This is a genomic window from Candidatus Cloacimonadota bacterium (genome assembly GCA_012516855.1).
Classification (GTDB): Bacteria; Cloacimonadota; Cloacimonadia; order Cloacimonadales; family Cloacimonadaceae; genus Syntrophosphaera.
The window spans coordinates 1-13,120 of the sequence record JAAYWB010000065.1 but is presented as its reverse complement, the minus strand read 5'-3'; the positions used below and the strand labels follow the sequence as shown (position 1 = coordinate 13,120).

The 13,120-nt window shown below is 52.4% G+C and carries 5 protein-coding genes and 1 pseudogene; 3 read left to right on the top strand and 3 right to left on the bottom strand.

Going from position 1 to position 13,120, the window contains the following annotated elements:
• The 3 genes from cadA to GX466_06675 all read left to right on the top strand — a co-directional run.
• Nucleotides 1–1,280 (top strand): cadmium-translocating P-type ATPase (gene cadA / locus GX466_06685; GenBank protein NLH93888.1); only part of this gene is annotated, 1,280 nt, incomplete at its 5' end.
• Nucleotides 1,281–1,343: 63 nt separating this feature from the next.
• A complete protein-coding gene (gene thrS, locus GX466_06680; protein NLH93887.1) occupies nucleotides 1,344–3,248 on the top strand; it encodes a threonine--tRNA ligase in 1,905 nt (634 codons plus the stop codon).
• 476 nt (nucleotides 3,249–3,724) lie between these two features.
• Nucleotides 3,725–7,153: a S8 family serine peptidase gene (locus tag GX466_06675; protein NLH93886.1), complete on the top strand. Its 3,429-nt coding sequence runs from the start codon at nucleotides 3,725–3,727 to the stop codon at nucleotides 7,151–7,153.
• Nucleotides 7,154–7,261: 108 nt separating this feature from the next.
• Here GX466_06675 and GX466_06670 read toward each other — a convergent pair whose 3' ends face one another.
• From GX466_06670 to GX466_06660, 3 genes and pseudogenes are all read right to left on the bottom strand, one after another.
• Nucleotides 7,262–9,304 (bottom strand): CPBP family intramembrane metalloprotease, encoded by a 2,043-nt coding sequence (locus tag GX466_06670; protein NLH93885.1) that lies wholly within the window; start codon nucleotides 9,302–9,304, stop codon nucleotides 7,262–7,264.
• Nucleotides 9,294–10,061 carry an ATP-binding cassette domain-containing protein gene (locus GX466_06665; GenBank protein ID NLH93884.1) on the bottom strand — a complete coding sequence of 256 codons (768 nt, stop codon included), beginning with the start codon at nucleotides 10,059–10,061 and terminating at the stop codon, nucleotides 9,294–9,296. Before GX466_06665 ends, GX466_06670 begins: the two co-directional genes overlap by 11 nt.
• Nucleotides 10,062–10,473: 412 nt before the next feature.
• Nucleotides 10,474–12,095 (bottom strand): annotated as a pseudogene (locus GX466_06660) (HNH endonuclease).
• Nucleotides 12,096–13,120: the final 1,025 nt, after the last annotated feature.

Sequence of the window (13,120 nt, the reverse complement as noted above, 5' to 3'; positions counted from 1 at the left end):
GCGGCCGACTGGAGATCAAGGTAACCAGCAGCGAGGCGGAAAGCACCGTGACCCGCATCCTGAACCTGATCGAAAACGCCGGCACACGCAAATCTCAGCAGGAGAAATTCATCACCCGCATTGCCCGTATCTACACCCCGGTCGTGGTCGGCATCGCCATCCTGGTCTTCCTCATCCCCACAATACTTGGACATCCGGCTGCCGTCTGGTTCCGGCGTAGCCTGGTTTTCCTCATCGTTTCCTGCCCCTGCGCGCTGGTGATTTCCATCCCGCTTTCCTATTACATCGGCATCGGCGTGGCGGCTAAAAAGGGCATCATCTTCAAGGGCAGCGAGTATCTGGACGTGTTGCACCGGGTGAAAACAGTGGTGTTTGACAAAACCGGAACCCTCACCACTGGCGAGATGAAGGTGGAAAAGGTTTTCGTCCGCGAAGGCAGCGAGCCCGTTGAACTCATGCACAGCCTTTGGCTGGCGGAACACAGCAGCTCGCATCCCTTTGCCAAAGCCATCCGCAGCGCCTACGAAGGTGATTTCGATCCTGCATTGGTGAATGCCTATTCTGAATACCCCGGCCGCGGAGTTCTGCTCCAATATGGCCAGGATCGCCTGCTGGCAGGTTCGGAGGCCTTTTTGAAGGAATTCGGCTTCATAGACCCCATCCCGGCTAAGTCACACAGCGCCGTCCATGCCGCGAAGAACGATTTCTATCTGGGTTGCGTGACGTTTTCCGACACCCTCAAACCCGGCATCAAAGACACCCTAGCACAGTTGAAAACGCAGGGCGTGGAACACACCGTGATGCTCTCCGGCGACCGCCGTGAAAAAGCGGAGAAGGTGAGCCGCGAGACCGGGTTGGACGAATTCCACGCGGAACTGCTGCCGTCTCACAAGCTTGAGCGTCTGGAAGAGATCATGGCCCGCGAACAGGGCAAAACCGCCTTTGTGGGAGACGGCATGAATGACGCTCCGGCCCTGGCCCGCGCGGATGCAGGAATCGCCATGGGCGCAATAGGCAACCAGGCTTCCGTGGAAACAGCCGACATCGTGTTGCTGAACGACAAACCAGAACAGCTTGCTGCCGCCTTCAGCATTTCCCGCCGCACGGGAATGCTGGTGGCACAAAACATCGCTATCGCTCTGGGCGTGAAAGCCTTGGTTATGGTCCTTGGCGTGGGCGGCATATCCGGGCTTTGGGAAGCCATCATCGCTGATGTGGGCGTCACCCTGATCGTGATCTTCAACTCGCTGAGGCTGCTGCGTTCCGAACGCCGCGCTTGACAAAAATCCCCGCCTAAACTGCCTTGCCTTGTTGAACTTAATTCTATAATTGTTGGAGATACCATGCCGATAAAAGTTACTTTGCCCGACGGCTCCGCCAGGCTTTACGAGCAGCCTGTAAGCGCCCTCAAGGTTGCTGAAGACATCAGCCCCAGGCTGGCAGAAGCCGCCATCTGCGCCGAACTCGACGGCGTTTTGGTGGACTTGGGACACGACATTGACCGAGACGCCAAACTGGTGCTGCACACCTTCAAGACAGACACCGGAAAAGACATCTACTGGCACAGCACTGCGCATCTGATGGCGCAAGCTGTGAAACAGCTCTTCCCAGACGTGAAGGTGACCATCGGCCCGTCCATCGAGCAGGGTTTTTATTACGATTTCGACCGCGACAAACCCTTTACCGAAGAGGAACTGGAGCAAATCGAAGAGCGCATGACCTCCCTCTCCAAACAGAATCTGCCCTACACCCGCAGGGAACTATCCAAAGCCGAGGCGATGGAGATTTTCAGTGCCATGGGAGAGGATTACAAACTGGAAATCCTGAACGAAATTCCCGACGACGATATAATCAGCACCTACACCCAGGGCGATTTCATCGACCTCTGCCGCGGACCGCATATCCCCCACACCGGCAAGATCAAGGCCGTGAAGCTGCTCAAATCCTCCGGCGCCTACTGGCGCGGAGATGAAAAGAACAAGATGCTCCAACGCATCTACGGCATCAGCTTTCCCACTAAGAAGGAATTGGAAGAGTATCTGGATTTTCTGAAGCAGGCAGCCCTGCGCGACCACCGCAAACTGGGCAAGGACCTCGACCTCTTTTCCATCAACGAAGACATCGGCCCCGGTCTCGTTCTCTGGCATCCAAACGGTGCCATGATCCGTCACCTGATCGAAACATATTGGAAGGAAGAGCATCTGCGCCACGGCTATAAGCTTGTTTACTCTCCCCACGTGGGCCGTTCCAACCTTTGGGAGACCAGCGGCCACCTGGGTTTTTACAAGGAAAACATGTACGCGGCCATGGACGTGGAAGGCCAGGATTACTACATCAAACCGATGAACTGCCCCTTCCACATCGCCATCTACAATTCAAACCTGCACAGCTACCGCGAACTTCCCATCCGCTTGGCGGAACTGGGCACCGTTTACCGTTATGAACGCTCCGGTGTTTTGCATGGCCTGATGCGGGTTAGAGGCTTCACCCAAGACGATGCCCACATCATCTGCACCCCGGACCAGCTCAATTCCGAGGTGGAGAAACTCATCGTCTTTTCCCTGGACATGCTGAAGCACTTCGGTTTCCGCGAATTCCTCATCTACCTGAGCACCAAGCCGGAAGAGTCTGTGGGCGACCCCGCCGATTGGGATACAGCCACCGCCAGCCTGCGCTCCTCGCTGGAAAAGATAGGCCTTGAATATCAGGTGGATGAAGGCGGCGGCGCTTTTTACGGTCCCAAGATCGACATCAAGATCAAAGACGCCCTCGGCCGCGCCTGGCAGTGCACCACCATCCAGTTCGATTTCAACGAACCCGTCCGCTTCGACATGAGCTACATCGGCGCCGACAATGCCCAGCACCGGCCTTATATGGTGCACCGCGCCATCCTTGGCTCTGTGGAACGCTTTTTCGCCACCCTGCTGGAATACCACTCCGGAAACCTGCCCCACTGGCTGGCTCCCGTGCAAATGATGATCCTGCCCATCACCGAAGCTCAAATGGACTACGCCCGCAAGCTCGAAGAAGATTTCCGCCTCCAGGGCCTGCGCTGCGAAGTTGACACCCGCAACGAAAAGATCGGCTACAAAATCCGCGACGCGGAACTCAAGAAAATCCCCTTCATGTGCGTGATCGGTAAAAAGGAAGAGGAATCCGGACAGATCACCCTGCGTCAGCATACCGTCGGCGACCTAGGTTCCATGAGCTTCGCCGATGCCCTTAGCCGCATACGAAGTGAGTCCTGACCCTTTCCGAAGATTGTCATAAGATGATATAAGGCCCCGAAGTCAAATGGCTTCGGGGCTTTTTTGGCACTGGCATCGGAAGCCTTGATTTACTGAGGGATGGTCAGATATGCTTGCATCGAGAAATTCTTGCAAATGAGCGAAGCGATGCAGGTTGGCCGTTAAGGCCCTGTCCAGTGAACCTGATGCACCTCCCGTATAATACCCGCATTGAATGCGAGAATTGTGCGGGAGGTATGGGAGAGGGATAGACTCAACTGCTAAGGGTCTGGCAGACGGGAGATGGCAGTTGGCAAGCATTTTTGGCTATTTTTCAAACCAAGTGGTTGCGAACGCTCAACCGGAAAGCGGCTTGGAAGGCTTTATCATCACTACATGGACCAATAATTCTTACTCAAATAAGCCAACCGACAGATAATCCCATTTAGGGAATGAATCTTGCATTTTATTACGCAAAAAACGATTGGAGCAGCGCAGTGAAACGATTGATCCTGATCTTCAACATCCTCTGCCTCGCCTGGAATGTCTGGGCGGCGGCTGATCTATATTCTGGCGGCGAAGCGCGTCCTCACTATGCAAATGACCTCGTGAAGGTGAAACTCAGTCTGGCCGCGGCACAGCGGTCCAACCTGCCACAGCAGTTGATGGAGGAAACTTCCCGTTTCGGCCTGGCCGACCTTGACCAAATCCTGACTGAAACCGGCGGAACAGCCGTGATCCGGGCCCACCGGCGCTTGAAGAACAAAGCCTGGGAAGCCGCTCAGGGCTTTGACCGCTGGTTTTTGGTGCGCCTGAACGGCAAAACCGCTGTGGAAGAAGCGCTGGCGGCCTTCAAAACCAGCCCCTGGATCGAGGATATAAGCTTCGAACACTTTGCCTATACGCAATATGTTCCCAACGATCCCCATTATCCCAACAACTGGGGCCACAACAACACCGGACAGGGTCCAGGGGGCGGAGGAGCCGGATTTGACAGCAACGCTCCCGAAGCCTGGGATGACTCCCAGACCTTCGGCGACCCCAACATCATCATTGCCATCATCGACAGCGGCGTGAACTACAACCACGAAGACCTCAACGACAACTGCGTTCCCGGATGGGATTACGGCTCCAACGACAACGATCCCACCGATACAAACGGCCACGGCACCCAATGTGCCGGTATTGCCGCCGGTGAGATCAACAATGGCGTCGGCGTGGCCGGAGTGGCCGGAGGCTGCAGCATCATGCCCCTCAAGGTGATGAACAACTACGGCAACATGACTATGACCTCCATCACCAATGCAATCACCCATGCCGCTGATAACGGCGCGCATGTGATCAGCATGAGCCTGGGAGCTGAGAATGGCGCTGATGAGGGTGACAATCCCGCCTGCGACGCGGCCCTCTACTATGCCTACAACCAAGGCTGCGTGATCTTTGCCGCCACCGCGAACTCGAATGCTTCCTCCATCGCCTATCCTTCCAACCACACAGCGGTTATCAGTGTGGGCGCCGCCAGTCCCACAGGACAGCGAAAAAGCAGAACTTCCTCCGACGGACAATCCTGGTGGGGCTCCAACTACGGCGTGAACATACAGGACGACCCCAAGGCAGTGGATATAATGGCGGCTACCATTTTGCCGGCTACCACACGCAACGGCAGCTACAGCACCGATTTCAACGGCACTTCCTGCGCCACGCCTTACGCGGCGGGGGTTGCCGCGCTAATACTTTCCAAGGATCCCAGCCTCACCCCCGACGAGGTGCGTCAGGCGATAGTGAATTCCGCCACGGACATGACCATTGATGGCGGAGCCGGCTGGGACCGCTATACAGGCTATGGCATGATCAACGCCAGCGCGGCTTTGGCAACCATCGCCCCCGGCATGCCTGCTTGCGTTATCACAGCCCCGGCCAATAACTCCATCCATTCGCTGGGCGCTACCATCCAGGTCACTGTCAATGCCAGTGATACCGACGGCTTCATCTCTCACGTGGATTTTTACCTCGATGACAGCGCCACTCCGTCCTTCACCGATGCCACCGCCCCCTATGCCTGGGATTGGGACACTGCTGGAGCAACCTCTGGAGAACACACAATCAGAGCCGAGGCTTTCGACAACCTCAGCAACAGCCGTAGCTTCGAGATCAGCGTAATCCTGCTGCAGCCCGCCCATGAAGGCTTCGAATCCGGTTTATTCGACCTTTATCCGTGGCAGAATCCGAGTTCCGGGCCTTGGACAGTTCAGAGCGAAACCGTCTATTCCGGCAGCTATTCCGCCAAATCCGGCGATATCACACATCTGCAGGAAAGCGTGCTCAGCCTCACCCTGACGGTGAGCCAACCAGGAAATGTGAGTTTCTTCAGCAAGGTTTCCAGCGAACCCAACTATGACTATCTGCGCTTTTACATTGATGGTGTGCAGCAGGGGCAGTGGTCCGGCCTGCTGAACTGGGAATTCCACAGCTACCCAGTGGCGGCGGGAACCCGCACCTTCACATGGAGCTACGTAAAAGACCAGGGCGTGAGTACAGGCAGCGACTGCGCCTGGCTGGACCACATCAGTTTCCCGGCTCACAACGCTCCCCCCTTCGCCCCTTCAGGGCTCACGGCCACGGCGGTCTCACCCTCCAGAGTGTTGCTGAATTGGACCGATAATTCCAGCGACGAGACGGAATTCTACGTGGAACGCTCCACCGGAGGATACTGGGCTTTGGTTAACTGGGCCGGACCGGATATGACCACCGCCGAGGACACCGGGCTCGAGCCTGCCACCAGCTACAGATACCGGGTTCGGGCTGCCAACACCAATGGCAACAGCAACTACAGCAATGTGGCCTTCGTAATGACCTTTGGCAACGACTGCCCGGACAATGTGACCGCCACGCAACAGGCAAACTGGGTGAAACTTAGCTGGGACGCCCCTGTGAACGGAGCCAGCACGTATCAGGTCTGGCGCTATGAACAGATCGACGGCAACCTGGCCAATGGAGTGCTGATCACTCCATCCAACATAAGCGAAACCTCTTTTACCGATCAGGATTGGTATCTGCTCAACCCAGGCAACTATCTGTGGCAGGTGAAAGCTGTGGCTGGAACTGAACTCTCGGCCGGTTCACTTTCCAACACCCTGGCCAAGGCAGCCAATGGCGTGATTTTGGGAACGGTTACCGACCTCAGCGGAGCGCCCATAGCCAATTCCACCGTGGCCACCGGAACGGTTTCAGCGCTGACCAATGACTATGGAGTCTATAGCATGAGCGTTGTGCCTGAAAACTACATCCTCACAGCCAGCCATCCAGATTACGAATCGGTAACCCTTTCGGATGTGACTGTGGTTTCTGACCTGCAGACCCAAGTCGATTTCCAGTTGCCGCTCTACACGGTGGCAAGGCCCACCTTCAGCCCTGAACCTGGAGCCTACTCAGGAAGCGTGGATATTGTGCTAAGTAGCGCCACACCGGAAGCGGTGATCCGCTTCACCCTTGACGGCAGCGAACCCGACCCGCAATCACAGATCTATTCCGTCCCCATCCGGCTGGAGACCAGCGCCACGGTACAAGCCAAAGCTTTCAAGCTCAACTGCGCTCCCAGTGAGACGGCTGCTGCCTTTTACGAGATCACGGTTTCAGCCGATGATCCCGCCGCTCCGGCTGTGGCTGGCATCCAGAGTGTCTGGCCCAATCCCTTCTCCGCCAAAACCAGCATCAGCCTCTATCTCAAGGATGCTGGAGCTTACAGCCTGGATATCTACAATGTCCGCGGGGAACTGGTTCGACGCTTTGTGGGACAGGCCAAAGGCCCGGTGGAACTGGTCTGGGATGCCAAAGACAGCAAGGGAAGAAATCTGGCCTCCGGAATCTATCTGATCAGGTTTGCCCAAGGGGAACTGCGCCAAACCCGCAAGCTGGTGCTGAAATAAGTTATCGCCTCAGGCGCGGACAAAATAACCGGCGGTTGGAACCGCCGGTTTTTCTATATCGTTGTTTATCCGATCAGGACAGGGCGTTGCTCTTGCCGAAGTAGTCAACTACTCCGCAGATGAGGCAACCTCCTTGTTGGCGGTTACCTTGTTAAAGGCCCAAAGCGAGGCCGCCAGCACCAGGATGGCCGGGATCACCATCCAATAATGCAGATTCTCGCCATCGATGACCAGTTTCTTCAGCCAGGGTTTTTCAGCGAAGGTGATGATGGAAAGGGCGAAGGCATTGTTCAGGGTGTGGGACAGCATGGAATTTACGATGCTGCCGGAACGCAGGGTCAGCCAGCCCAGTAAGGTTCCCAGCAGAAAAGTGGGCAGCAGCCGGAAGGGGTCCAGATGGAAGATGGCGAAAAGCACGGCGCTGGCCAGAACGGCATACCAGAACTTTTTGCCTTCGAAAAAGCGCATAAGAAATCCCCGGAATAGCAGTTCCTCGCAGATGCCTGGCAGCACCGCTATCACCAGGAACGCCTGCCAGAGCGGTATATCCATCTGGAATAGCTTGGACATCTGCTCCAGATACTCTTGGGGGAAGGGGAAAAGTTGGTTGATCAACTGGCCGATGATCACCACAACGATTGCCCCGGAGACAGCTATGAAAGGCACCAGCGCGATCTCTTTCAGCTTGGGAGCCCGCAAACGCAGCAACTGCCGGGCATTCTTGCCTTTGATCTTCAGGATGCTCAGCAGCACCAGAACCGGCAGCCCGATCAAGAATAACTGGGTCTGCACCAGGCCTTTCACCATGTCCTGCCCCTGCCACTTGCCGCCCAGATAATAGAGCGCGGCCAGGGCCAGTGAATAATAGACCAGCCCATAGAAGGGGTTGAAGAAGCCGCGCTTGTTCGTCTTAACTGTTTTGATGCCGCCGCTGTCGTCCTCGGTGCGGAATAGCACCGCTTCCGAACGGAACAGGCGCACGGTGAGCCAGATGGCAAAAACGTCCAAAAGCAGGGTAGAACCCACCGTGATCAGCAGGTGGGATAGCTGCCACTCGCCGATCAGCACAGCCTTGAAGAGCAAGGCGATGTTGATCACCGGCACTAGGGCAAGCAAGTTGCTGATCTGGACGGAGGGGATGAAGCTCACCATGCCCATCAGCATGGAAACTATCATTATAGGCTGCTCGTAGGTTCGGGCTTCCTTCATGTTGCGCGAGAAAGTGGAGACGGAAAGCAGCAAAGCGGAAAACAGTGTGGCCAGGGGCAACATCGCCAGCAGCAGGATCAGAAAGGAACCGACGGGCATCTTCACAAATCCAGTCTCCAGGTCCATCTGGCTGACCAGATAGCTCACGGAAAAACTGATGCTCACCAGGTTGATCACCACGTTGATCATGGCCATGGTAAAGATGGTGAGGTATTTGCCCAAAACTATCTCTCCGCGGGTGGCGGAAGACACCAGCAGGGTTTCCAGGGTGCGGCGTTCCTTTTCCCCGGCCACAAGGTCCGCGGCAACCACACTGGCCCCGGTAACCAGCATCAGGATAACGAGGTAGGGCAGCACCATGCCCAGCACGCTGCCCATTTTCTTGGTGTCGGAGGAACTGTCTATTTGCCTGATTACCAGAGGCTTGATATAGTCCTGCTCCACCTTGATGTTGCTGAGGCGTTTGGCAAGGATGGTCTGGGCGGTTTGCAGCAGCGATTTTTCCAGCTTGCTGTAAAGCATCTGGCCCTGATCACCTGAACCGTCGAAGCGGATGCCGGCTTTATAAGTCACGGTTCCGGTGGAAGCCAGCGAATCGGTCAAGCTCACGACGGCCTGGATGTCCTTGTTGGCGTAGAGTTTTTCCAGCTCGGGCGGCGCTTCCAGAGTGCTGAGGTAGGGAGTTGACTTCAACCCCTCCAGAATGAGGTTGTAGGCCTCGCGGGAAGCTTCGTTTCGGAGGCTCAGGCTGTCCACCAGGGCGATTGTGGAGCCCCGCTTTTCCAGAACTTCGGTCTGGCGGCTCATGATGGCGCTGAAGCCTATGAACAGCACGGGATAAAGAACCACGGGCAAAACGATGGTGGCAAAGAGGGTGCGCCGGTCGCGCAGCATTTCCAGTATCTCTTTGCGGAAGATGACGAGGGCTTTCTTAAAATTCATGGGCAGCCACCTCCGTGCCGGTTCCGGCTTGGTTCACATAGAAAACAAAGATATCGTCCAGATCGACAAAACCGCTTTCCGAGCGCATCTGCTCCAGGGTGCCCTGCGCCAGCACGCGGCCCTGGTGGATCATCACGATGCGGTCTGCCAGGCGCTCCGCTTCTCTCATGATGTGGGTTGAAAAAAGCACGCATTTGCCCCGTTCCTTGCAGCTACGGATGAACGAGATGATGTTTCGTGCCGTGAGGATGTCCAGGCCCGCGGTTGGTTCGTCGAAAATCATCACCGGCGGATCATGAATGATGGAGCGCGTGATGGAAACCTTTTGCTTCATGCCGCTGGAGAGGAACTCCATCTTCTTGTCCAGGAAATCGTGCATGTCCAGGATTTCCGCCATTTCGTTCAAATGAGCCTTGATGTCGTCTTCCCCGACTCCATAGAGGCGGCCAAAATAGGTCACAAACTCCCGTGGAGTGAGGCGCATGTACAAACCGGTGTCGCCGGAGAGAAAACCCAGGTTCTGACGAACCATGTCACCCTGGGTAACCACGTCGTAACCCTCGATCCGCGCTGTTCCGCTCTGGGGCTGGAAGATGGTGGAGAGGATGCGCATCGTGGTGGTCTTGCCAGCGCCGTTCACCCCCAAAAGGCAGACGATTTCACCGTGGGCGGCCTCAAAACTAACCTCATCCACAGCCCGGAAGCGGGTTCCGTCCTTCTTGGGGAATTCCTTGACCAATGACTGGACCTCGATCATATTTTCACCTTATGCTTATTATTCAATCGGCAGAGGATTTTATCGCGCCGCTTCCGTGTCAAGTTAAATAACCTTAACCGAGTCGGAACTGTTAACGCGATGCTCCATAAAATATATCGTATCTATGCGTTATGTCCATATATTGTACATTTGCAAGCACCGGTCTCCATAGGCTCTACTGGAGATGGCATGTCGCCGCTTAACCAGACACTATTCGCGGAACACATAAAAGGCACTCCTAGCGAGATAATAGTCCCTGCACGTTGTCTGCCTGCCAACGATCAGGTTTTCAAAAATCAGTAAACATGCAAAATCCATTTTGTTGAAAAGTGGCAAGATAGTATTCGGTGAATAACCTCATGTTTATAACAGACAATTGACTTGTTGTTAACAAAGTATATTTATATACACCTCACTGATTTGAATTGGTGTCTGAGATCAGTTCCATCAAATCGATTGGCTTTGACAAAACTTGCACACCTTGAGGAGACTTGCCTGTTTCAAAGATTGTCTGCCAATAACTGTATACTTGCTTACCTCCAAAAACAGTTGAGGATAGGTCCTTATTAATCCATACAGGTAGGTTATGCATATTAACAACAAATGTCCTGATTCTATCCCACAAAGAATCTGGAAATTTATATTGAAACACACGATCTTGCTGAAGGGGTTTGCCTTGCATAATAAAGAAGGTCATGATAATCTGTAATACACACTTCAACCATGTGTACAGAATTTCTTCACGACTTAACCGATAAGCTTTAATGTGTTCAAGTGGGATATTCTCTCCTTTTTGTATCTTATGCTCAATCCTCGACGCACCTATATCAAGGCTGTACTTACCAATGTATATAACCTCTGCGATTATATCCATGATTTTTACGATCTGATGTTTTTCTAGCTCTCTGGGATTTTCCCCTTCTTCAAGCCTGTAATTAATAGGTGTAGTTAGCGGTTTCTGGCAGATGAAAAAAGAATAGAATGTCTTTTCAATAGAACTGTAAGAGAGGGGTTTTTCAGGATTTTTGCCCCCTAATTCTATATACTCTCTAAGCCCATTATCGGGACAATATGTTATATAGTCCCTTATTGAATCTATGATGTACTTCTTCATTTCAAGAGATTCTCCCCGAAAATGAGATACTAAATCCTGTTCAGAGAAATCATACTCGTTGTCTGGAAGCCCTCTTTCTTTTATAAACCTTTCAATTCTATCTAGATATAACTTACTCCCCAAATGACGTTGCACTGATTTATCAAACGCAACTTGCCGAAGATTTGTTCCAGCATTAGTATTTGCTGAAAGTAACACTTCTTCATTGGGGTTGATGAAGACTCTAGCTGGTAAATACTTAGTGTTCAAGAGAATTTGCGCTGCGGCTTTATGCTGCCCGTCAAAAACTCGTATTTTAGCTTTAGATTCAGAATCGTCTATCCAAGCCAATGAGACATGTAGTTGGGGACGCTTTTTGTAAAATTCTTTAATCAGTTTCGATAAGTTAGAACCTATGGGTCTTGGATTTATTTTATCGTCGTGGTAAACGCACTCAATTGGCAATAATGCAAAGAAATACTTGAAACCACTCAGTTGATCTTCATAAACAGGTTGTTGATAGATTTTGGTATCGCCAATTTCAGCAAAAGAATACTTTATTTGGTCACCTTCTATTTTAAAGACTAGATCGTATTTGGCTCCGCCATAGTTCACCAATATATCATTTAGATTGGGGCTCCTTCCGGATTGATTGGTTCTGATTTGATTTTTTCGTAGCTTTGAATAATCCTTGCCACATTAAGATCCGAGTCTTGTTTAGATCTGTTACAATGGGTATGAGTAAGTGCAAGATTCGTCTCATTATCTTGCCCTCGCATTTGGAGCGGAATAATATGGTCAATATCGATAGTATCCTTGTGTAATTCCAAATCAATAAAACTACCGCAAATAAAACAGTTTCCATTTTGGGTTTCGTGAAGTCTCTCGATGAGTCGTTTCCTTTCATCATCTGAAAGCCGTGATAAATATAAAGAAGACATTTTCTCTCCTAGTAATGTACTTATTGCATTGATTTTGTTTGTTCCACGATCTCCATCGGTTACACGCTGACGGTGCAGATGCAGACGAGGTGGTCGATCTCTTTGTCTTGGTAATCTCCAAAGCAGCAAGGTATTGAAGAGTACTGAAGGGCTTTGAGTTTCTTTTCCTTAGTATTGATCGAGAATCCAATCCAAGATGAAGCGGATACAGAGTGTTTAATCCCAAGCCAAGGGCGGAATGTGGTAAATATGTGCTCGATAACCAGTTAGCAAATGTCCTTGAAAGTGAAAGCGAGGTGAATTTGATCGCAGCATAGTTCCAGAAACAAATCTTTGGCATCGATGTAATCAGCTTTGACTTCGGCGGTTTTGGTGATGGTGTCTCTGATGGCAGTGGTGAGCTTGGGGATGTCTTCCCTGAAAAGTTCGATCGCTCAACAAAATTCCTTACCTTAGAGGCGTTCATAGGTCACAAAGCTAATCAGGATATCTTGGAGGTTATAAGGTCCAGTAATGGGGCTCGAGCGAAGGTGCTTAGTAGCTTGTGAAACACGATCCAGATAGTAGAGTCATTTCCCATTCCGATATGGTTTTTCAAGGTCACTAATTCGCTCTGTAACGCGTTTATAGTCATCACGCTCATTGCGCCTTTACTACTCCTGAAGTTAATTGTTGCTTTATTGCATGAGGTAGGGATTATGTCAAGCGAAACCTCGCAGGGAGGTTGATCTTTTTTGTTATCCTGTTCCATTCCTCGTGCTTCCGGGACTGAGGCCTTTTCCCATTCCCGCAGATTCTCATGCCGTCCAAGCTCACTGCGTGTGCTGGATGCCTATAAACTGACACCCAAAGCTGCAAGTTGTGACACAAGGGGAAAGTGGAGATAAGGCTTTGATTGGTGGCGAGATACGATGGACTGGCTATGGAAATGTCCAAGTGCCTATTTGGACGTATTTGGACTGTTTGCTGACACTATTACTGCAAATTAGCGAGGCGTTTGGACAGGCTTTGGAAAGAGCAGTTGG

Excerpts from the sequence above, each read along its gene's own strand:
- GX466_06665 (NLH93884.1), bottom strand. The coding sequence starts at position 10,061 with ATGATCGAGGTCCAGTCATTGGTCAAGGAATTCCCCAAGAAGGACGGA.
- GX466_06670 (NLH93885.1), bottom strand. The coding sequence starts at position 9,304 with ATGAATTTTAAGAAAGCCCTCGTCATCTTCCGCAAAGAGATACTGGAA.
- thrS (NLH93887.1), top strand. The coding sequence starts at position 1,344 with ATGCCGATAAAAGTTACTTTGCCCGACGGCTCCGCCAGGCTTTACGAG.